A 21,880-nucleotide genomic window follows, 5' to 3' on the forward strand; every position below is an offset into this window, starting at 1 on the left:
TATTGTCTGGGTTTTTTCAATGGCTGGTCCTGGTTACAGGCTCAGTTCCAGGATCTTTTGGCTCACATCAGGGGTGATATCCCGTCTTTCACCCAGATGTACCATTTTATGGGCCTCAAGTTGCGCCACAAGGGCGGGGATGCTCTCTTTGCCGATGCCGTAATCAGACAGCCTGGTTTTTACCTGCATTTTTTCAAAGAATTGACGGGTAAAATCAATGGCTTGTTCAATGCGCTGGTCCTGACCGCCCTGGTTGAGTCCCCAGACACGTTCAGCATATTGGACAAGCTTTTTTTGTTTGTTTTCTTTGCATACGGTCAGCAGGCTTGGCAGGACCACGGCAAGGGTCTGGGCGTGGTCAAGGCCATGCATGGCCGTGAGTTCATGCCCGATCATGTGGGTGCCCCAATCCTGGGGCACACCTGCCCCGATCAAACCGTTCAAGGCAAGGGTTGCCGTCCACATGAGATTGGAACGAAGATCGTAATCTTTTGGATTGTCAAGGGCCTTAGGTCCCTCTTCAATCAGGGTCAGCAGCAACCCTTCGGCAAACCGATCCTGAACCTTTGCCTTTACCGGATAGGTGAGGTACTGCTCGACCACATGGACAAAGGCGTCAACAACACCGTTGCTGATCTGCCGCAACGGCAGGGTATAGGTCTTTTCAGGGTCCAGTACGGAAAAAACCGGAAAGACATGGGGGCTCTGGAAGGCAAGTTTCGCCTGTATGGATTTGCGTGTTACCACGCCGCCGCAATTCATCTCTGAGCCCGTTGCAGGGAGGGTCAATACGGCTCCCATGGGCAAGGCCCTTTGGATTGGTGCACCCCCCTGTTCCATAATCGACCAGGGGTCTGCCTCAAACAGGGCTGCGGCTGCAACAAACTTGGTTCCGTCAATGACAGACCCGCCGCCAACCGCCAGGAGAAAATCAATGGACTCCTTGTGCACCATTTCAACGGCCTTCATCAATGTCTCAAACGAGGGATTGGGCTCTATACCGCCAAATTCAAACAGGGTATATCCGTCAAGGGCTGCAAACACCTCATTCAGGGTACCGTTCTTTTTGACACTGCCGCCGCCATATAGTACCAGCACCCGGCTTTTCCCAGGGATATGCTGTTTGATAGCAGCTATTTTGCCCTTGCCAAACAGTATTTTGGTCGGATTATGGAAATTGAAATCTAACATGGGTTTATCCTTTGGTTAATTCTTTTGAGGTTTGAGAAAAAAGTCAAACAGTACGCAAATACATTCTTTTATGGGGTCAGTAGAATTGGCGATCTTCATATTAAGCAGGGCCCCTTCCCAGGCGTTCCAGATGAACTCTGTCAGGGTACGGGAAGAAATATCGTTCCGGATGCTCCCCCCTGCTTGACCCTGCTCGATGTAAAATGAAACCCGGTCCTTCCAGGCAGTGGTTGACCGATGCATTTCCTGGCGGCACAGATCGCTTGCCTCGCTGATTTCTGCTGCGAGGTTACCTATCAGGCATCCTGATTTAACTCCGGCTCCTTCCTGAAGGCCAACGATCATTTCAAAGCTGTTGCGCAATGCCCCATGGGGATCATCGGATGGGCCCGATGCAAGAGACGCATCCCACATATTCGACAGGGCTTGTGAGTAATGGCGGATGATTTCAACGGTAAAGGCTTCTTTACTTCTGAAGTAATTATAGAATGATCCCTTGGGAACGTCCGCCCCATCGACAATCTCTTTGATGCCCGTGCCGTTATACCCATTTTTGGCAAACAAAGTAAGTCCGGTTTCAATGAGTTTTATTCTTGTGTCTGTTTTCTTGGCTCTTTTTTCCATGGAAGGGAATATATGACCGGTCGTCTCAATTGTCAAGCAGGCAAACCAGGACGACAGTGTAAATGAAAAAAACGTCTGCACCGGGGGAAATGCCAGAGTCAATCTGCCTGGGACAGCTTTATTTTTATTTCTGGCCGATGACGCCCATCTCTTTTAAATCAAAGTGAAGTTCAAACTCGTTATAAACCTTGCCAGGTCTCCATTTGCCGTTAAATTCAAGGGTGGGAATGACCCAGTCGTCACCCCCATTGACCTCAATGATCTTTTTAATGGTCTGGTCCGGCTGCGCTTCTATCTCAATGTATTCAAATTCAATATTGTTCTTTTTTAAGTAGTCAACGGTTTTTGTACAATGGGGACACCAATGGGCAGCATATACTTTCAGCATGGGTACTCCTTTAAATTTAATGGTTTGGTATGGTTTTAATCGTAATCCCTTGCAGGCCTTTATTTCATTTTGCCACCCATTGGGCAACTCCTTTTTTATTCGCTGATCCGGTTCCATAGGCCGACCTTTTCCCATGCTTGTCCTTGACAGAAATTATGCTTGTGGCGTATTGTTTATTCTGTGAATCCTTTGAACATGGGATAATGCCATGAGAATTGCCGTATTTTCAGATGTTCATTCCAACCTGGAAGCGCTTCAGGCCTTTATTGAGCATGCTGCCACCCGGCGGATCAGCCACTATATGTGCCTTGGCGATATTGTGGGTTACGGGGCCAGTCCCAACGCCTGCATTCGCCTTGTTCAAACCATGCCTGGAATTCGTTTTATTGTCGGCAACCATGATAATGCCGCCACAGGGGGGGGGCATCACATGGGCGTTACTGCAGCCAAGGCCCTGTCATGGACAATTATGCGCCTGTCTCCGGAAAGTCATGTTTTTCTGAAAAGCATGAAGGAAAATATTAAAACAGGGAACCTGTTCTTCTGCCATGCCAACCCATGTGGTATCTCAGACTGGTATTATATCTCAAAAAAATCATTGATTTCCCGGACTTTTTTTCTGACCCGGGCCAAAATTCTCTTTGCTGGCCACACCCATTCGGCAGCCGTCATTACCCGCAAAAATTTTCTTTGCATGTATATCCGGAAACCTGGAAACGGGGCAGTGGTCCCCGTGGCCGGAGTCAATCGTCAGATATTCAACTGTGGCAGCATCGGCCAGCCAAGGGATGGCGACCCCCGGGCCTCCTACCTTATTTACGACACCCTTGAGGAAGTGGTTGAGTTCCACAGGGTGGCCTATGACCTTAAGGGGGCGGCAAAAAGGATAATGGACGCAGGCCTGCCCGAGGCGTTGGCGTTGCGCCTTTCCCTGGGGGTGTAAGTTTTATTCACCAGCCTGGTATCTGACTTCCGTTTCCAAAATCCGGAAGTCTTCCCAGCAGGTCGTTCCTGAGGATGGATCCATCCCTGTAGCGCTTTGCCGGATCCTTTGAAAGACAGGTCATGATCACCTGTTCCAGGTGAACCGGGACATGCGGTATGATGTCACGGGGAGCCACCACGGTCATTTCCATTTCAACGTCCATGGGATAAACACTGTTGTCCTGGCAAAGGGGCAGGCGATTGATCGTAAAAAGGTAGAGGATGATCCCGAGGGCCCACACATCGCTTGCAAGGCAGGTCTTTCCCTCGAACTGTTCAGGGGGCATAAAGTTCAAGGTTCCCTGGGGGGACGTGTCGTGATCCTTCCAGGTCGTTTTTTTTGCACTGCCGAAATCAAGCAGCTTCAACCTGCCGTCAAACCGGACCATGATATTGTCGGGTTTGATGTCCCTGTGCATGATCCCATGGCCATGGGCATAGGCAACCACGGAAAGAAGTTGCAGAAAAAGGGCCTCTTTTTTTCGGGCCGAAGGACGGGTTGCCAGAAGATCCCACAGGGTCATACCGTCCACATATTCCTGGATGAGTATAAATCGGTCATTTTCCTTTATTACCTCAATGAGATGAACAATATTGGGATGATACACCAGCCGCTTGAGAACAGCTGCTGCACGCAGGGCATTGACGTTCATCCCGGGGGAGTGGGGGATTTTTGCAACGGCTTTTTTTGCTTTTCCCCGGTCCTGAACAAGCCATATTTCGGCGTCTCCTCCCACGGCAATCCTTTTTTCGGGGATCCAGCGGTCGGAAATGGGGCGCCTGCCCTTTAGGGTAAGTTGGGATTTGGGGGTAAAAAAACGGAGGCCTTCCTGGATGTATCCCACGATCACCTGCCAGGCATCCAGGTCAGGTTCGTTGTCCTGCTGGGTCTGTAAGATGGCCTGGCCGCATTCAAGCAGCACATAAAACCGCATGGCAAAGCTGTCCGCATCCAGCGGCATCACAACATAATCGTCCGCACCGGCTTTCATGAATTTATTCAAGGGTGACGGTGGGACTTCAGGTATCAGCACGAGAAGGGGAACAGGCCTTTTCAAGGCCTTCTTAATGGCATGGATTCCGGTAATGGTGTCAGTTTGATCCGGACCGGCATGGAGGATAACCATACAGATGTTTTTACCATGGAATAAAGAAGCGTTATTCTGGGGATCGAACGGTTTGATAGACATCATACGGATTTCAAAGGGACGGGTCAATTGCTGAATGAGCCTCTCCTCCACCTCGGTAAGGTCAAGCATCAGTAAGGTATCTGATAACATTTTGCCTTTTTTATCCTCCTTTTTTCAGGTCAAGAACGCTGCGTATCTTTAATAACAGGTCCCGGGCTAAAACCGTTTTTTCCATGGCATGATAGGCCTTGGTGGAAAGGTTCATGATGATTTCGTGTGTTTCTGTTGGATTGGCCAGAATCCGGTCTGAACCTTCATAAAGGTCATGCTGGATTTCTATGTTAGCGGGAAAGTTCGAGCGCAATAACCTGAGATTCTTTTGAGTATATTTTTAGTCTCGATAAGCTTCAAGCTTTTAAAATAAAAAGGAATATGATATTCTATTCTACTTTACTGGAGGAGGGTTTTATTGTCAATATGCCCTTTTTTACGCAATGGATGAACTAGGGGGCTTTGCCGTATGAAAAATAATCGTCCGGGCGTGATCGTTGCCCACCATGGGATTGCCGTGGATATTTTGTTTGAATCTGGAGAACGGCAGATGGTAAAGGTGAAGAGACGTTCAGGCCACGTTGTCGGTGACAGCGTAGACGTGGGAGAGCACGGTCTGACAAGGGTACCCCGCAGGACGGAACTTTGCCGAAGGGACTCCCGGGGCGGTATCCGGATTGTCGGTGCAAACCTGGACGTTCTCGGCATTGTGGTGTCGTCCCTGCCTGTGCCTCCCTTTGGATATGTGGACCAGGCCATTGTTGCGGCAAGGCAGGCCGATCTTACGCCTGTGCTGGTTATCAACAAAGGTGACCTGGAAGGTGCTGAAAGATTCATCGCCGGGTTTAAGGAAATTTACCAGGGTGCTGTGGATCTCTTTGTCGTGAGTGCGGTCACAGGGGCAGGTCTCCATGACCTGGAGTCGTTTCTGGGCAAAGGAGGGGGCCTGCGAAGCTTTTTTGTGGGTTTGACAGGGGTTGGCAAAAGTTCGTTGCTCAATGCCATCTGCCCGACCCTGGACCTCAGGATAGGAGAACTCTATGAGGCCGGCCGTCGGGGCTGTAACACCACCACGGTTTCCACCCTTCATTCACTTCCGGGCGGTGGTGAACTCGTGGATACCCCTGGTTTCAACGAGTTTGGGCTTGTTGATATCTCTCCCCGGGATCTGGCCGGCTATTTTCCCGGATTCGAACGGGCCATGGACCATGGCCTATGCCGTTTCAGGGATTGTCTGCACCGTACGGAACCTGGTTGTGCCGTTGCAGATGGTGTGGAAAGCGGCAGGATCTCAAACGAACGATACACCACCTACCTGCAGATTCTGAACCTTCTGGAAGCAGGAGATGCAAGGTTTAAAACCCGACGATAGAGGCTGACACCGTTGTTCAACTGGAATTGACATTTTTGCATCGGCGCATCTCCCCGACGTTTACCGTTCCGGTCAGGGGAACCAAAGGGGGCGGAATGGTACTATCGCCTCCCCTGTATCATCGAGTTTCATGCTTCGTTGTGGCCAGGGCAGATACCATGCTCCGGCCGTGCCGGTTTATATGAAACTCGCTTCGACCGGCCGGCGGAAACGGGTGTTGCCCTTCACTCATTCTCGCAGGCCGTCCATGGCCTGCTCCGAGGGAAATGGCAACTCCTTGGACCTCGTGTCCACCGTTGCCATTTAACCCGTTCAGGGCAACACCCGTTCCCGCCCGCCTACTACTGTCGAGTTTCATGCTTCGTTGTGCCCGCCAGGACATGTGGGTTATATGAAATAGACCGCTAACGGCGGGAACCCGTTGAACTCAACGGCGCTGTAACTGCTTGTGTATGCACCGGTGGAGAGCCAGTAAACCCGGTCACTGATGGCAAGGTTCAGCGGCAGTTTGTATTTATAATTTTCGTACAGGATGTCGGCACTGTCGCAGGTTGGCCCGGCAAGAACCACCTCTTCCACCTCACCTTTTTTCCCGGTAAAGATGGGGTATTTGATGGATTCGTCCATTGTTTCGATCAATCCGGAAAATTTTCCCACATCCAGATATACCCAGCGGTGGAGGGCTGTTCTGGATTTTCGCGCAATCAACACCACCTCGGTGACCATGACCCCTGCATCCGCTATCAGTGACCTGCCAGGTTCCAGGATGATTTGGGGCAGATCATCCCCAAAGCTTTCCGTAAGAAAACGGGTGATTTCCTGTCCGTAGGTTTCAAGGTCATTGGCTTTGGACAGATAGTTTGCTGGAAATCCCCCACCCAGGTTGATCATCTGCAGATTGATGTCATCCTCCTGTTCAAGGCGGTCAAAAATGCCCTTTACCTTTCCAATGGCAGCATCCCAGGCACCAATTTCGCGCTGTTGGGATCCCACATGGAACGAAATTCCATAGGGAATAAGGCCCAGATCCTTTGCAAGGATGATGAGATCCATGGCCATGTCCAACTGGCAGCCGAATTTTCTGGACAAGGGCCAGTCCGCTGTAAGCGTGCCTTCGGTTAATATGCGGACATAAATTCGGGAGCCCGGGGCCGCCCTTGCGATGTTGCGGATGTCTGCTTCAGAGTCTGTGGCATACATGCGTACACCTTTTTCATAGAAATATCTGACATCCTTGCTTTTTTTTATGGTGTTGCCAAAACTGATTCTGTCTGGAGATATGCCCAGGGAGAGGACCCGGTCCAGCTCATAGATCGAGGCGATGTCAAAATTGACATTTTTATCCCGCATCATGGTCAGAATTTCAATTGCCGGATTTGCCTTTACCGCATAATATATGCTGGCATAGGGAAAGACATTGATCAGTTGTTCCAGCCGACGTTCAACCGTTGCCGTATCAATGACCAGAAAGGGCGTATCCTTGTCTTCGGCGAAGGTTTTGATTCGTTCAAATGTTTCTGGATTTATGTATTCTTCTGGTGATATGGGCATTGTATTTTTTGCTCCAATAGTATCAACGGGTTGTTATGGTTTTGTGCACCTTTTGTTTCTACCTATATCACAATTGGTATTATTTTTGCCACCGTGGTTTTGGATCAGAAGCTTTTTTATCAGATCACGTCCATGCACCAGGGCGCTTTCTTGCCGTTCTTGGGGCAATGGGTGAGAACGAGTACACCATGGCAGATGCCTGGGAAAGCTGTTGGCCAGGATTTGCCAACATTCTCCTGACCTTTCCCAGGCTATTGCATTAAGGCTCTGATTGATGTAAAAAAACAGTATGAAACATTCAAAAAAATATATACCCACCATGTTGATCCCCCTGGCCCTGTTTTTCTGTTTTCTAATTTTTGGTTGCAGTGACGATGGCCTGGTGGCAGATTCTGCGGTAAAGACCCTCCCTGAAAGTTTCAGTTTCATGGAAGTCGGCACCAATACAATCTATTCCAGGAAATTGCAGCAGCGTCTGGGCCATCTGCTTGGGGCTGATGCCACCCAGGGAAACAACACCATCGACCTTGAGATCAACACCGAAACCTTTTTAGCCGACTATTTCCCCGGCTTTCACACCATTAATGAAAAACTTAACACGCCTCCCAGGGAACGGGTTGAGCATAAAACCATCAAGCTGATGTATCGCTATGCCAAAGATAAGGGGCTTGCCTTCAGCTATGTTGAATTTTTGTTCTCCGATTATAACCTGACCCCTTTGCTGATCAGGGTTCATTTTGAATACGACGATCTTGGCATTGGAGAAACCCTGAAACAAAAATACGGCGCCCCCCGCGGGATTGACTGGGATAAAAGTCAGCCCAATGCAACCGCCCTTTACTGGGAGAGAAACGGTGACCTTCTGGTTCTGTCAACCATTCCTGACCAGCTGGGACGGCCAACCTTCCAGCTAAACATCTATTTTGCAGACAGATTGAAAAATCTGATTGAAACAGAATCGGCCTTGAAACACAAGGAGGAGGGGAAGGCACCGACTGTAAAAACGGTTTTTTGATCAGATCTGTTTTTTGCGAAATGACTCAAATCTTAAATCGTTCCACCAGCTTTTTTAAGGTTTCAGCAAGTTTGGACAGGTCATGGGCACGGGTGTTCACCTTAGAGCTGTTGCCCGACATCTGGGTGGCTGCATGGTTTACCTCGAAGATTCCTTTGGCTATTTGTTCGGAAGCCGTTGAACTTTCAGCAACATTCTGGTTCACCTCCTGGATTCCCTTGGATGCCTGTAAGACATTGCTGGCGATTTCATTTGTAGTGGCAGATTGTTCTTCAACTGCCGCTGCAATGGTTGTAACCATTTCATTGACATTTTTGATAACCGTTGAAATCTTGTCAACTTCGGCAACGGTTTCCTTTGTGGAGAGCTGAACCCCGCCGATTTTTTCTTTTATCTCAAGGGTTGCCACCGACGTCTGCTTTGCAAGTTCCTTGATTTCATTGGCAACCACGGCAAAGCCTTTACCTGACTCACCAGCCCGGGCCGCTTCAATGGTTGCATTCAACGATAGCAGATTGATCTGTTCAGATATATCTGTTATCGCCTCTGTGACCTTACCGATATCCATTGTTGCCCTTCCCAGTTCGTTCACCTTTCCAGAGACAACCCTGGCATGGGCGACCATCTCGTCTGTTACGGAACGGGCTTTTTCTGAATTATGTGCGATTTCGTTGATTGTGCTGGTCATCTCTTCCGTGGCAGTTGCCATCATGTTGATATTCAAGGATGCCTGCTCACTTGCGGCAGCCACGGAACACATACTGGAATTCATCTCTTCGGCCGCCGCAGCAACCATGGCAGACCTTTCGGACATGCCCCCAGCTTCCTGGGACATCTGTATGGAAAGATCGGAAACCTCGGTTGAGGATGCGCTCAGAGTGACGGCATTACTTGAAATATCCTTTACAATTTCCTGCATTCTATAGATAAAGGCATTGAACCAGTGAGCAAGTTCTCCGACTTCGTCACTGCTTTTTATCTCAAGCCTCTGGGTGAGGTCTCCTTCTCCTTCTGAGATGTTTTTGAGGCCAGTGACTGCATTGTTGACTGAAATAACAATGCGTTTACTGATGAGGAAGACAACCATAAATGAAATCAGAATGGAAAGGATGGCAGCCATGAACATTCGGGTTTTCAGGTCCTTTAACGGGGTCATATACGGTTCAGTCAGAAGAGTTGCAATGACGATTTTGTCATTTTTTTGTTGAAAGGCACACAGGTATTCTTCTTTGTTGAAAAGATATTTAAGCATGCCTTGTCTTTGATCTACAATTTGTTTTCCCCAATTAAAACGGGTGATGTCTGTGCCGATTTTTTGGGGATCTGGATCGGCAATTGTTGTTCCCTTAATGTCGATGAGAACGGCATAACCCTGTTCACCGACCTTCTGGCCCTGTATAATGGCTTGGATGTCTGTCTTTTGTATCAGTTCCTGAAGCTCCCTGGGCTGGACGCCAATCTGAATCAATCCGGGCCGGTCTTGCCTTGCAACGGTTATATATTGAAACAGAACCTTATCGGTCCCTCTTGCCTGGGGGGCCTGGGCAAGTTCAAATCGTTTTTGTGTCAATCCCGCTATCAGGGGCTGGGTTTGATCTGTGGTGTGGAAATCAAATCCGTAAAATTCGGGGATGTTGCCCCATTTAAGGATACCGTCTGCGTCGACTACATGTATTTCATCCACGCCAATATCCTTTGCCAGTGCAATTGCCTGTTCCGTTGTCGGTGGCTGCTGGGTCACCTCGAAAATTTTCCTGATAGCCCTTACCTGGCGAAGGTAGTTCTTGTTCAGAGCTGTCTTCAATGCGGAGATGCCGTTTTCCGATTGATCAACACCCTGGATGATTTGTTCCAGAGCGGTTGTCACGATATTGTTCATTAAATTATTGATTATGCGTTTCTGCTGTAGATATGAATAGATGGATATGACCAGTATGGATGCAAAAAGCATTATAACCATGGGAATTAAAATTTTAGTCTGGATGCCAAACCGGAAGGCCGGTGTCTGTCTGCTCATTTGTGAATCCTTTCTTTGAATTTTGTTTCACATTGGCCTGAGGATAGATGATTTTCGATCATTTTACAACCTGGCGAATCCTGGATGCCAAAAAACAATTTGTAATAAGTCAAAAAATTACATATCTTTTGTGGCATGATTATCCTGAATGCCATATTTCCCCTGTTCTGCCTGCTCGCCCTTGGCGGTATGCTCAGACATTTTAAGATCACCAATGGGCAATTTCTCGCAACCTCTGATCGGCTGGTTTATTATATCTTTTTTCCGGTCATGCTCTTCTGGAAGATCGGCGGTGCAACAACGGATGGCGGTGCTGGTTTTAATCTATGCGCTGCCGCAATCCTCTCCGTGATTGTGGTGTATCTACTGAGCCTTGGTGCAATCCGTGTGTTCAACGTTCCAAGTTTCCAGGCCGGTTCTTTTTCCCAGGCCTGTTATCGGTTTAATACCTACATCGGGATGGCCGTTGTCATGACCACCCTTGGGGAAACCGGGGTCCGGTATTTTGGCATCCTTATCGGGTTTGCCATCCCATTTATCAATGTGCTGGCCGTTTCCACATTGATCTGGTATTCGGGAAAAAAAGGCACCCCCCGGGAAAACGCAAGTTATCTCTTGCGGGCATTGATCTCCAATCCCCTGATCATTGGGTGTGCTGCCGGGCTTTTGTTCTCTAAATTTGAGTTCAGCTTTCCGGTCTTTCTTGACAATACCTTTCGAATGATGACATCCGTGACCCTGCCACTTGCCCTTTTGTCCATCGGGGGGGGATTAAGCGTGGCCTCACTCAAGCTGAACACCGTAAATTCCATGATTGCAGCCCTATTGAAAACAGCCATTCTGCCCATAGTGGGGTTTTTCTTGCTAAAGCTGTTCGCTGTTTCAGGGGTTCCATTCAAGGCGGGCATTATTTTTTTTGCCCTGCCGACATCCACGGCCATTTATGTGTTGTCGGCACAGTTGAACAGCGATACTGAGCTTGCATCTGCCGCTATCATGGTGTCAACGGTTGTCTCGTTTATCCCCCTGTCTATTGTTTTGTTGCTTTAAACGAGAATGGAGATATGCAGGACAGGTGTTTTTTTCTTGTGTGTTTAAATCGTTAAACCCCCAGACAAGGAGCATCCCATGAACAGACATTTTTTAATTGCCGTATCCGAGGAAAAGAGTTGTCTTTTTGGTGTCAGGTTTGTTGCAAATTTTTTTTCAGAGATGCAGCATATCAATGCCACGTTTTTTTATTCTGCACCCAAACCACCGGCGGTATGGGATAACGAGCGAAGCCTTGAGGCGGATTTATTGCAAAAAGAACAAGGGCAAAAAATCATGGCCAAGGGGAAAAAGGGGCTGGAAAACGCCATCAAGGAGTGCGTCAGCCTGGGATGCCTTAAGGATAATCTGCAGATAAAGTTGCAGTCCCGGGTCTTTTCCACAGCTGCAGATATTATCAGGGAAGGAGAACGAGGGAAATATGATGCCGTTGTTCTGGGACGCAGGGGGCTTTCAATGCTTGAAGAGGCCTTTGATGACAGTGTGAGCAGGGCGGTGTTTGATCAGAAATTGTCCTTTCCCGTCTGGCTTTGCAGGGCGTCGCATCCCCAAAGGAAAAATGTGTTGCTCTATCTTGATGGTTCAGAATCCTGCCTTCGCATGGCCGATCACGTGGGATTTATTCTCAGCCATGAAAACAGGCATCGGCTTGATATTTTAACGTGTGAAAAGAGTTCAGATATTACCCGGGCCGTTGAAAAGTGCAAATCGATGCTGCTGGACTACGGGTTTCCGGCCGATCTTGTCCGTCATAAATCCGTAATAACAGACAACGTGGCTGGGGCGATCCTTGATGGGGTGAACGACGAACAATATGCGGCCGTTGCCCTGGGCCGATCGGGCACGAAAAGAAATCTGCTCCAGCGCCTTTTTAAAGGACCGGTCTGTTCGATTTTATTCAAGGAACTCAACGAAACAGCCCTTTGGATCTGTCATTGATAAAATAAAAATCATGGAGCCCGTTAAAATGGAAACCGTTAACAATGTATCTAAAAAAGCCGGTACTTCTCCCGGCACCATGGTACATATCGGTGAGCGAAAGATTGAAAAAACCCGGATCAGAATCATGGATTACGATGGGGGTCAGATCCGGGAAAAAGAGGTTCAGGAGATTGAAGAGTGCTTTCCCTTTAAGGCTGAGCCAACCATCACCTGGATCAATATCGATGGTCTCCATGATATCGAGCTGATCGAGAAAATCGGCAGGCATTTCGATGTCCACCATCTCATTCTGGAGGATATCGTTCATACGGGGATTCGCCCGAAAATCGAACAGTTTGATTCGTTCACCTTTATTGTTTTTAAGATGCTTTATTATGTTGAAGAGACCGATGAGATCGTTGACGAGCAGTTCAGCATCATTCTGGGGCAGAATTTTGTTATTTCGTTCCAGGAACGCGAGGGAACGGTGTTTAATCCCTTGAGGGACAGAATCAGAAGTTCCAAAAACAGGATAAGGAAAAAAGGAGCCGATTACCTCACCTATGCCCTCATCGACACGGTGGTTGACAACTATTTCATCCTTCTTGAAATTCTTGGGGATAAAATTGAAGGCCTGGATGATGCGCTGTTAACCTCCATATCCAAAGAAACATTCCACGCCATCAATGAGATGAAACGAAAGCTCGTTGCCTTGAGGCGGGCCATTACACCTTTGAAGGAGTTGATCAATACCGTTGAAAAAGAGGCGTTTGATCTGGTCGATGAACGTAATATTATTTTTTTCAAGGATGTCCATGACCATACCGTTCAGATTCTGGAGACCATCGACACCTTTCGGGAGCTGATTTCAGGGCTCCACGACATTTTTATGAACAACGTCAACAACCGGACCAACGAAATCATGAAGACTTTGACCATCACGGCAACCATCTTCATTCCCCTCACCTTTATTGCGGGTATATATGGTATGAACTTCAAGTATATCCCGGAGCTTGAATGGCGGTGGGGCTATTTTGCCTTCTGGGCGCTCATTGTCGCCATTGTGGGGGGCATGTTTTACTATTTCAAGCGAAAAGACTGGCTCTGATCACTATCCCCATGATCAAAAATCATGGGCCTTACCCTTTTCCCGGCATTTTCTTGACGGCTGCATCGTCCATGATTTCTTCGGCTGTTTTTTGTGCATCCACGGCCTTTGTCTTGGCCTTGGCTGCACTGCGGAAGGCCTTTTCTGCCTTTTCCTCGGCCGTTGTGAGTTCCTGTTTGAGTTCCTTGTGTTCGTCAATAATGATGGCCTTTTCAGTGCCATTCTCTAGTTCTGCAAGCTTTGCATTGAGGGCATTAAGGGCTTCCCGGGCTGCACGTGCTCGTTTTTCAGCCCGTTCAGCCTTTTTGTCGGCTGCCTCAAGGGCGTCGCTGGCGGCTGCAATCAAGGCGGTTGCCCCCTCTTCAGGCTCGGATTCCAGGTCAATATCTTCTGCTGCAAGCACCAGGGCCGTGATGGGCAGTCGGGGGAGGGAATTGACAAAAGATTTGCCCGTTGGGTCTGTCAGATGATTGGCCTTGAGGGTAAAGGGCAGAAAGACCATGGCGGCGGCCCTGGAGTTTTCCACCACAACCTCGGAGGCAAACGACGGGACAATGACGGCCTGGGCCTCAATGCGCACATTTTCAAGAATTTTGCCCAGGGCTTTTTTCTCAGCTTCAATCCGGGTGCCGTTGCCCTTGGTCAGCACACGAATGACAGCCCCATGCCAGGTTTTGTTCCGGGTCATCAAGTGGGCAAACAAAAGCATTAGACGGCTTGTGGCGTCATCCTGCCACCATACGTCAATGAATCGCTGTTCGGCGGGTATCTCTTGGAGTTGATCCCAGACCCGAGGGGTGACTTCCATCACCACAATATTAAACCCTGCACGAAAGAGGGTCCTGAGGTGTTGAACAAAGGCGTACTGATTCCGGCATGGAATCGTATCCCCTGGTTTGTCAAACCAGTTGAGGACAACGGTATTGGGGGTTATGGGGCCAAATCCCGTGCTCTGGATGACGGTTTCCAGGGCCTCTGAAAATTCCGGAGCCCATACCGCCAGGGGGACCATGGGCAGATCCCTCTCCCGGATAAATCCCGTAAGTTCTTTTTGGATGACGTTACGTTCTCTTACGGCAACCAGGCCTTCTCCCTCATGGATGTGGAGGGCCGTTGCAAACCCTGAACCCCCTTCGATCCATGATGAAAAGGTCAGCAGCATGTCACGTTTTTCTTTGCCGTGGTCCAGGATCAGCAGGCGGGGCTGCCAGTCCCGGTCATGGGACAGCTCCTTGCCTGCGGCCAGGATATGGTTTCTGGCCTGCTGCATGTGATAGGCCCGGGAACTGTCAGCCCATCTTGCAGGTTTGTCCGTTCGTTTGAGGTATTGGTGGATGGCAAACAGAACGGCAATAGCTGCTGCCCCGCTTTTGGGATCAATGGCCAGCATCACGCCTGCACAGATCAGGAACCCTGCAAGGCTCAGGTGGGGTGAGAACCATTTGAATCGGGGTCTGAAAGATGGACTTGCTGTTCTTGCTTCGAAAAAAGTAGCATAGTTGAGCAGCCCGTAGGAGATGAGAAAAAACATGGAAACCACCCGGGCAACGAGGTTCAACTGCCCCAGGGCAATGACGGCAATGGCAATGGCCGCCGACAGCAGGATTCCCCGTCTTGGATTGTTCGTTGGGCCGCTGCCCTTTGCAAAGGGATTGAGGACGGAGAATATGCGGTCCGCCGAAAGGGACTGGAGGATTCTGGGGGCTCCCATGAACGAGGCCATGGCCGACGACAGGGTGGCAGCGACCACACCAGCGTCTATGAGAAAACCGTATTTGGCGATGGACTTCATGGCTCCATAATTTGAGGCAAGCTGCTGGTTGGGCAGGGAGGCGGAAAAGATCAAGGTTGAGGCAAGGTAAACAAGGATGGAAACGCCCACGGCAAGAAAGGTTCCAAGGGGCAGGCTTTTTCCCGGATCTGCCAGATCCCCGGACATGCTCACTCCCTGGGTAAAACCGGTAACGGCAGGAAAGAAAATGGCAAACAGAATCCAGAAAGGAACCGTGCTTTCCGTGTTCACCCAGTTGGCTGTCAACAGTGCCGAGTCCCAATGGGTAAACCCGCCCCAGAAGAACGATCCCAGTGCCGCTATAAGAAGGGCCATGACCACAAATTGAAATTTGGTGGCCCAGTCTGAGCCGAGCCAGGCAAAAACAAACAGAAAGGAAACAGCGCCAAAGGCGATAAGTCGGGTGGTCATGGCTGTGGATGAAGGGACAAAGACCGCCACTGCCTCTGCAAAACCAATGCAGTAAAAGGCCACGGAAATAGACTGGGCCAGAAACAGCACAAGGCCGATTGAACCGCCAAATTCCATTCCAAGGGTTCGGGAGATCAAGTAGTAATCCCCTCCGCCCTTGACCTTGAGGTTGGTGGCAACGGCAGAGAGGCTGATGCTGGTAAGGATCGATATGGTGTTGGCAAGGACAAGGATGATCAAAGACTTGCCAATACCTGCATTCCCCACCACATATCCAAGGCGTAAAAACAGGATAATTCCCAGAATCGTAAGAACGCTGGGCGTGAAAACGCCTGCAAAGGTGCCGAGTTTACCTGTTGTTTCTTTATCAGCAATTGCCTGATCCTTACTCCCCGTACCTAGGGAAAATTCAGTAGTCATCTGTCACCCGATTAAGTTTGGTTGCAAAGGTGGAACTTTGTTTGTGTTTGCCACGTATCCATGGCATATTACGCACAGCTACTGTTGGGAGCAAGTATTATTTCAAAACCGGAGGTCCTAGGGAGTGGATCACAAACCCTGGGACGTGGATGGCCACCCCTCCCTTAAGATGCTGGCCCTCGCTTTTCTGATCCGGGTGGGCGTAACGCTGCTTGGCGAAGGGCTTGATTTTCATATTCCCAAGGGCTACATCTATTTTGCCATGGCCTTTTCCATGGGGGTGGAAATGCTCAATATCCGGCTTCGATCCCGGTCGAAAAAGGACATTAGGTGACGGTGCCGATTAAGCGCTGGAAGGCATTGGTGAGCGCCACAAAGGCCTCGGGGGTGCCTCCCCTGTCCGGATGACTGGTCCGGGCAAGCCGTCGGTATCTTTGGGTGAGCTCTTTTTTTGTAAGCCTGTTTAGCTTGTTCCTGGAAATTCCGAAAATGGAGCAGGCCTTGTCCAGGTTGAATTTTGGCCGGGGAGGAGGAGGGCGGAAGGATCGGTGCCGGTCCATGAATTGTCGTGCAAAATCATCCAGCAGAGTGGAACCCATATATTCATTGTCATAAAAAAAGATCAGGTATCGCACCAGATAGGGGTGAAGGGTTGATCCTGTGCCAGCAGAATCTTTGGAGAACAGGCGTTCATGGATGGCACATATCTCTTCTAAAAAATGATTGTCCACCCGTTCCTGGTCCAGGGCCTGGGGCATCTTTCTGGCCAGAATGCCGGAAAAAAATCGCTGGAGGTCAAAGGCGACAAAGAGGTAGGATTTAAGTTCCGTGTGTCCAAGGGCTGCCTCGTGGCGGATAAAGTATTGTTCGATTTCGTCCCTGCATTTTCCATGAAGGTCCCCCATGATCGCTGCCGGCATTGTGGCAACCGGACCCTGGTCCATGGTGCCGAACTTGAGGTAGTGGAGCCTTCTTTTGTCAAAGGAGGAAAGCGATTGGTGGAGGGTGTTTGCCTCTTGGGGGGTCAACCGGGCGGTCGTTTGGGATCGGTTGAGAAAAACCTCCACTGCCCGGTAAATTTCCGGATCAAGGAACGGCAGAAACAGATCTTCAAGATGGTCCGCATCCACGTCAATGTCTAATGCTTCCAACTGGTCCAACAGGGTCTCTGCCATATAAAAGGCGTTGCCTCCCGGGTATTCAATGAATTTTGACGGGTCACAGCCCAGGTCTGCAAGGTCTTTAAAGGTGAGTGTCCCGTTGTTTTGGCAGCAGGTCTGGCGAAGGGTGTACCGGGGTCGTCCCTGGTGGATGAATTTTGCGATATACATGTTCGTCCCCCTTTAATCATGGGTATAATACCTTCAAGGATACAGGAAAAACCACTGGGAGGAAAGAACAATGCTGGGTCAGTCGAATTCCTCCCGGGTAAAATTTTCATTGGCCAAAAGGATGATCAAGGCCTGACCTTGACAAACGGCCTGACAAATAGTTCGATTAATCCATAAAAGAATGGTATTCTTTAGCGTTCTTTTAAATTCAAAACAGGAGGATATTATGGCTAAGTTTACAATTGGTGGTAACCCGGCAAATACGTCAGGGGATTTACCCCAAGTTGGAGAAAAAGCACCTGAATTTCTGCTTACCAAAACAGATTTGACGGACATTTCGCTAAAGGATGTGGCGGGAAAAAAGGTGGTGCTGAACATTTTTCCAAGCGTGGATACGCCGGTGTGCTCTGCGTCGGTCCGGCGTTTTAACAGTGAAATCAACAACTATGCAAACGCCGTTGTCCTCTGTGTCTCCCTTGATCTGCCGTTTGCCCATTCCCGGTTCTGCGAAACCGAAGGGTTGAAGAATGTCATCCCGGTAACAGAACTCAGGAACAGGGATTTTGGCCGGGCCTACGGCCTTAGAATTGTTGACGGTCCCCTGGCTGGACTTCTGGCAAGGGGGGTTGTGGTGATGGATGAACAAGGAACGGTGATTTTTTCAAAGCTTGTGCCGGAGCTTAAAACCGAACCGGACTATGAACCGGTGCTGACGGTCCTTGGAAAAAGAGTCTCGGCTGAAAATGTATGTACCCAAACCTCCACGGCAGAACATTCAAGGCTCAACGAGAACGATGAACCCTGTGATGACGGAAGGGCTGGATGAAATATCGAAGGGAACAAGATGCCATGGGCATGGTTGAGGTGCCCATGGATGCCTATTACGGGGCAAGCACCCAGCGGGCCGTTGATAATTTTAAGGTCAGCGGCATGGTGTTTCAACCGGTGTTCATCCGCATGCTCGCCCTGGTGAAGAAGCATGGTGCTCGTGTCAATGTCCGTCTGGGTTTGCTGGATGAGACCCTCTCAACGGCCATTGTTTCAGCCTGCCAGGAGGTGATTGACGGCAAGTTTGCGGACCAGTTTGTGGTGGATGTCTTTCAGACGGGTTCCGGAACCTCCACCAACATGAACATGAACGAGGTGATTGCCACCCGGGCAAATGAGATCCTCACGGGTGAAAAACAAGGGAAAAAACCGGTTCATCCAAACGATCATGTGAATCTTGGGCAGTCGAGCAACGATGTGATACCCACCATGATCCACATGGCGGCCCTGGTCGAGATCAATACGGCCCTGATTCCTGCCCTTGAATTGCTGTTAAAGGTGCTCTCAGAAAAGAGCAGCGCTTTTTCAGCGGTAAAAAAGATCGGAAGGACACATCTCCAGGACGCCGTTCCCATGACCCTGGGCCAGGCGTTCTCAGGATATGCAAAGCAGGTTGAACTTGGCATTGCAAGGATCCGGACGGCAGGGAAAAACCTTTGTGCCCTTGCCCTTGGCGGCACTGCCGTTGGTACGGGTGTCAACACCCATGAACGTTTTGCCCGGGAGGTCATCCAGGCGATATCCCATGAAACCGGATTCACCTTCCATGAGGCAGAGAATCATTTTGAGGCCCAGGGTGCCCAGGACGCAGCCCTGGAAGTGAGTGGCACTCTGAAAACCATTGCAGTGGGCCTGTTGAAAATAGCCAACGATATTAGATGGCTGGGGTCCGGTCCCAGGGCAGGTCTTGGAGAGATAACCCTTCCTGCGCTCCAGCCAGGGTCATCGATTATGCCGGGCAAGGTCAATCCCGTGATCCCAGAGGCCGTCATTCAGGTGGCGGCCCAGGTTGTGGGGAACGACACCACCATCACCATTGGCGCCCAGACGGCCCATCTTGAACTCAACACCATGCTGCCGGTCATTGGGTATAACCTGTTGCAGTCCATCGGGCTGCTCTCGTCGGCAGCGGCTGTTTTTGCTGAAAAATGTATCCAGGGAATTTTGCCTAATCTTGAAACATGCCGGGCTAACATCGAAAAAAGCCTTGCCATGGCCACCTACCTGGTTCCCCATGTGGGCTATGACAGGGCCTCAGCCATTGCAAAAAAGGCCCATGAAACAGGACAAACGGTAAGAGAAATTCTTGTTCAGGAAAATTTACCTGAATCATTTCTGCCCTGAAACCTAACCATTAAACGAAGGAAACCTGATATGGAATTTCATGAGGTAATGAAACAGCGGCGGTCGGTCAATTTCTTTGATCCCAAAAAAGAGGTGTCTGAGGCGCTGTTAAAAGAGGTGATCGAAACCGCAGCTATGACACCCTCGGGGTTTAACCTCCAGCCCTGGAGCCTTGTGGCGTTGAGAAAATTCGGGGAAAAAGAACGGCTCAAAAAACTTGCCTGGAACCAGCCAAAGGTAACTGAAGCTCCCGTGGTTCTGATTGTGCTGGCCGATCGGGACGCCTGGAAAGAGGGCCATCCCATTGTTGAACAAAATTTCAGTGAGATGGTGAAATCAGGGGCCATGAAGGAGGAACAGCGTCAGTGGTTTGCCGATGCCCGTACCTCCCTTTACGGCGAAACACCTGAAAAACAGCAGGCATTTGCCTGCAAAAATACGGGGTTCTTTGCCATGTCGTTGATGCTTGCCGCCAAAGATCTGGGGCTTGAAACCCACCCCATGGACGGGTTTGACCATGACGGTGTGAGAAAGGCATTTAATATTCCGGATAATTTCTGGATTCCCCTGCTCCTGGCCGTGGGGTATGTGGGGGATGATTTTAAAATGGCACCGCCAAAATGGAGACGGCGGGCCGAGGATATCCTGGTGACCTTTGAATCATGATAGGGACAAGACCATGGTGACGTATACAGGCATCAACCATCTGGCAATGGCTACGGCAGATATTGATATGACCATCCGTTTCTGGCGGGATCTTTTAGGTATGCGCCTTGTGGCAGGCCTTGGCCGTCCAGGCTACCGCCATTATTTTTTTGAGATCTCCCAGCATGACATGATCGCCTTTTTTGAATGGCCACAGGTCGAGAAAATTCCTGAAAAAGACCATGGTGCTCCAGTTAAAACACCGTTGGCATTTGACCACGTTTCCGTGGGGGTTGAATCCCAGGAGGACCTCTGGCAGTTAAAGCAGAAACTTGAGACTGCCGGGTTCTGGGTCTCAGAGGTGATAGACCACGGTTTTATCCATTCCATCTACTCGTTTGATCCCAACCATATTCCCATTGAGTTCAGCTGTAACGTCCCAGGGATGGATCTTCGTAGACATCCGATCATGGCAGATACCAGGCCGTCTGCCCTGGGTAGTGAAGGCGCTGAACCCCAGGCGGGCCGGTGGCCTGAAGTTAAACAACCCGTCCCGGTGTCGGAGAGAACGATTTATCCTGGAGAGGGCTTCATCCTTGGGAAAGGAAAATCATGATATTGATGGTTAGATTTCGAAAAGCCATGTTCTTTTTGGGGGCGGTGGTTTTTCTATCGTGTATGCTGCCTGCCGTTTCCCGGGCAGAGGTTCAAGACAACCTCAGTCAATGTGCCGCCATTGAGGACGATCTGCTCCGCCTTCAATGCTACGATGGGATGGCCAACAGAGGGTCAGCATCCGTGGAAAAGGCTGAACCTGTGAACAAGCTCGACACCTGTGTGGCTCCTGTGGCAAAGCCCTCCTATCTCTCCCGGTTGTGGGAGCTTGACAGGGATCAGTCCCGGGGTGAATTTGCCATCCGGATGCATCGTTCCAACTATATCCTTCCTTTTTCCTTTAACTTTTCCCCCAATGAGGATCCCATCAAGGATGGTTTTCCCGGCAGGAAGGTGCAAAAGTCCGAGGCCACGTTTCAATTGAGCTTTAAGACCAAACTCTGGGAGGATATTGGGGGAAAGAATAATGTGGATCTGTGGCTCGGGTACACCCAGCGTTCATTCTGGCAGGTCTACAATGTTGACCAATCTTCCCCGTTTCGCGAAACCAATTATGAGCCTGAGCTGCTTTTAAACCTGCCCATGGAGCTGAATGTTCTGGGAATGACCCTTCGAACAATCAATTTTGGGATGAACCACCAGTCCAACGGAAGGGCCGAATCTTTGTCCCGGAGCTGGAACAGGATTGTTGCCAATTTTGGATTTGAACGTAAAGGTCTTTTTTCCACCCACGACAGCCTGGTCGTTGAACTTAAATCCTGGTACCGGATTCCCGAGGACAGCGAGAGTGACGATAACCCGGATATCGAAGATTACCTGGGGTATGGCGAGATCCGGACGTCTTATTTTTGGAAAAACTATCGGTATTCCATGATGGTGAGAAACAACCTTGACGATGACGAGAACCGGGGGGCCATACAGCTTGACTGGAGTTTCCCCCTGAACAACCGCATCAGCGGATATCTCCAGTATTACCTGGGGTATGGTGAGAGCCTTCTGGACTACAACCACAGTGTGAATCGTGTGGGGCTGGGATTTATTCTCACGGAGTGGAACTGAACAGATTCTCAGCCGTTGCATGATCTTCCCGGT

Annotated in this window: 21 protein-coding genes; 12 read left to right on the forward strand and 9 right to left on the reverse strand. The window is 49.7% G+C overall.

What is annotated here, in order from left to right; translation table 11 throughout:
• Positions 1 to 33: 33 nt before the first annotated feature.
• From HRM2_RS04990 to HRM2_RS05000, 3 genes are all read right to left on the reverse strand, one after another.
• Entirely contained in the window at positions 34 to 1,191 is a 1,158-nt protein-coding gene (locus tag HRM2_RS04990; protein ID WP_015902913.1) for an iron-containing alcohol dehydrogenase, read from the reverse strand.
• Positions 1,192 to 1,206: 15 nt separating this feature from the next.
• Positions 1,207 to 1,815, reverse strand: coding sequence for a TetR/AcrR family transcriptional regulator (locus tag HRM2_RS04995; RefSeq protein WP_015902914.1), 609 nt, complete (start codon positions 1,813 to 1,815; stop codon positions 1,207 to 1,209).
• A gap of 124 nt (positions 1,816 to 1,939) precedes the next feature.
• Positions 1,940 to 2,203, reverse strand: a complete 264-nt coding sequence (locus HRM2_RS05000) for a glutaredoxin family protein (RefSeq protein ID WP_041273662.1) — start codon at positions 2,201 to 2,203, stop codon at positions 1,940 to 1,942.
• A 208-nt stretch (positions 2,204 to 2,411) separates the two neighbouring features.
• On the opposite strand from HRM2_RS05000, the gene HRM2_RS05005 reads away from it, so the two are divergent.
• Complete coding sequence (locus tag HRM2_RS05005; protein WP_015902916.1) at positions 2,412 to 3,146, forward strand: metallophosphoesterase family protein; 735 nt, start codon at positions 2,412 to 2,414, stop codon at positions 3,144 to 3,146.
• 7 nt (positions 3,147 to 3,153) lie between these two features.
• On the opposite strand, the gene HRM2_RS05010 is transcribed toward HRM2_RS05005, so the two are convergent.
• The gene (locus HRM2_RS05010; RefSeq protein WP_015902917.1) at positions 3,154 to 4,467 is read right to left on the reverse strand and encodes a serine/threonine protein kinase; all 1,314 of its coding nucleotides are present in this window, start codon (positions 4,465 to 4,467) and stop codon (positions 3,154 to 3,156) included.
• A 370-nt stretch (positions 4,468 to 4,837) separates the two neighbouring features.
• Between HRM2_RS05010 and rsgA the strand changes: the two genes are divergently transcribed.
• Positions 4,838 to 5,740: a ribosome small subunit-dependent GTPase A gene (gene rsgA / locus HRM2_RS05020; RefSeq protein WP_015902919.1), complete on the forward strand. Its 903-nt coding sequence runs from the start codon at positions 4,838 to 4,840 to the stop codon at positions 5,738 to 5,740.
• Positions 5,741 to 5,858: 118 nt separating this feature from the next.
• Here the strand turns inward: rsgA and HRM2_RS26500 are convergent, their stop codons facing one another.
• Complete coding sequence (locus HRM2_RS26500; RefSeq protein WP_148214560.1) at positions 5,859 to 6,098, reverse strand: hypothetical protein; 240 nt, start codon at positions 6,096 to 6,098, stop codon at positions 5,859 to 5,861.
• Between the two features lie 29 nt (positions 6,099 to 6,127).
• Positions 6,128 to 7,291 (reverse strand): type III PLP-dependent enzyme, encoded by a 1,164-nt coding sequence (locus HRM2_RS05025; protein WP_015902920.1) that lies wholly within the window; start codon positions 7,289 to 7,291, stop codon positions 6,128 to 6,130.
• A 289-nt stretch (positions 7,292 to 7,580) separates the two neighbouring features.
• Here HRM2_RS05025 and HRM2_RS05035 point away from each other — a divergent pair, with 289 nt between their 5' ends.
• Complete coding sequence (locus tag HRM2_RS05035; RefSeq protein ID WP_015902922.1) at positions 7,581 to 8,306, forward strand: hypothetical protein; 726 nt, start codon at positions 7,581 to 7,583, stop codon at positions 8,304 to 8,306.
• Between the two features lie 25 nt (positions 8,307 to 8,331).
• Here HRM2_RS05035 and HRM2_RS05040 read toward each other — a convergent pair whose 3' ends face one another.
• Positions 8,332 to 10,323 (reverse strand): methyl-accepting chemotaxis protein, encoded by a 1,992-nt coding sequence (locus tag HRM2_RS05040; protein ID WP_015902923.1) that lies wholly within the window; start codon positions 10,321 to 10,323, stop codon positions 8,332 to 8,334.
• 135 nt (positions 10,324 to 10,458) lie between these two features.
• Between HRM2_RS05040 and HRM2_RS05045 the strand changes: the two genes are divergently transcribed.
• From HRM2_RS05045 to corA, 3 genes are all read left to right on the forward strand, one after another.
• On the forward strand, positions 10,459 to 11,373 hold the full coding sequence (locus tag HRM2_RS05045) for an AEC family transporter (RefSeq protein ID WP_041273057.1): 915 nt from the start codon (positions 10,459 to 10,461) through the stop codon (positions 11,371 to 11,373).
• 78 nt (positions 11,374 to 11,451) lie between these two features.
• Positions 11,452 to 12,312 carry an adenine nucleotide alpha hydrolase family protein gene (locus tag HRM2_RS05050; RefSeq protein WP_015902926.1) on the forward strand — a complete coding sequence of 287 codons (861 nt, stop codon included), beginning with the start codon at positions 11,452 to 11,454 and terminating at the stop codon, positions 12,310 to 12,312.
• Between the two features lie 13 nt (positions 12,313 to 12,325).
• Positions 12,326 to 13,402, forward strand: a complete 1,077-nt coding sequence (gene corA / locus HRM2_RS05055; RefSeq protein ID WP_232364201.1) for a magnesium/cobalt transporter CorA — start codon at positions 12,326 to 12,328, stop codon at positions 13,400 to 13,402.
• 31 nt (positions 13,403 to 13,433) lie between these two features.
• Here the strand turns inward: corA and HRM2_RS05060 are convergent, their stop codons facing one another.
• Positions 13,434 to 16,025: an amino acid permease gene (locus HRM2_RS05060; RefSeq protein WP_015902928.1), complete on the reverse strand. Its 2,592-nt coding sequence runs from the start codon at positions 16,023 to 16,025 to the stop codon at positions 13,434 to 13,436.
• 124 nt (positions 16,026 to 16,149) lie between these two features.
• Between HRM2_RS05060 and HRM2_RS05065 the strand changes: the two genes are divergently transcribed.
• Entirely contained in the window at positions 16,150 to 16,359 is a 210-nt protein-coding gene (locus tag HRM2_RS05065; protein ID WP_041273059.1) for a hypothetical protein, read from the forward strand.
• On the opposite strand, the gene HRM2_RS05070 is transcribed toward HRM2_RS05065, so the two are convergent.
• The gene (locus tag HRM2_RS05070; RefSeq protein WP_015902930.1) at positions 16,352 to 17,356 is read right to left on the reverse strand and encodes a J domain-containing protein; all 1,005 of its coding nucleotides are present in this window, start codon (positions 17,354 to 17,356) and stop codon (positions 16,352 to 16,354) included. The two genes, HRM2_RS05065 and HRM2_RS05070, sit on opposite strands and share 8 nt — an antisense overlap.
• Positions 17,357 to 17,582: 226 nt before the next feature.
• Here HRM2_RS05070 and tpx point away from each other — a divergent pair, with 226 nt between their 5' ends.
• Genes tpx through HRM2_RS05095 form a run of 5 tightly spaced genes read left to right on the forward strand, consistent with a single transcriptional unit; the run spans position 17,583 to position 21,847 of the window.
• The gene (gene tpx / locus HRM2_RS05075; RefSeq protein ID WP_015902931.1) at positions 17,583 to 18,182 is read left to right on the forward strand and encodes a thiol peroxidase; all 600 of its coding nucleotides are present in this window, start codon (positions 17,583 to 17,585) and stop codon (positions 18,180 to 18,182) included.
• Complete coding sequence (locus HRM2_RS05080; protein ID WP_015902932.1) at positions 18,179 to 19,528, forward strand: class II fumarate hydratase; 1,350 nt, start codon at positions 18,179 to 18,181, stop codon at positions 19,526 to 19,528. The genes tpx and HRM2_RS05080 overlap by 4 nt, the downstream gene beginning before the upstream one ends.
• Positions 19,529 to 19,558: 30 nt before the next feature.
• The gene (locus HRM2_RS05085) at positions 19,559 to 20,194 is read left to right on the forward strand and encodes a nitroreductase family protein (protein ID WP_015902933.1); all 636 of its coding nucleotides are present in this window, start codon (positions 19,559 to 19,561) and stop codon (positions 20,192 to 20,194) included.
• A 13-nt stretch (positions 20,195 to 20,207) separates the two neighbouring features.
• Positions 20,208 to 20,789 (forward strand): VOC family protein, encoded by a 582-nt coding sequence (locus HRM2_RS05090; RefSeq protein ID WP_015902934.1) that lies wholly within the window; start codon positions 20,208 to 20,210, stop codon positions 20,787 to 20,789.
• Between the two features lie 5 nt (positions 20,790 to 20,794).
• Positions 20,795 to 21,847 carry a phospholipase A gene (locus HRM2_RS05095; protein ID WP_187149334.1) on the forward strand — a complete coding sequence of 351 codons (1,053 nt, stop codon included), beginning with the start codon at positions 20,795 to 20,797 and terminating at the stop codon, positions 21,845 to 21,847.
• Positions 21,848 to 21,880 lie beyond the last annotated feature (33 nt).

The organism is Desulforapulum autotrophicum HRM2 (assembly GCF_000020365.1).
Classification (GTDB): Bacteria; Desulfobacterota; Desulfobacteria; order Desulfobacterales; family Desulfobacteraceae; genus Desulforapulum; species Desulforapulum autotrophicum.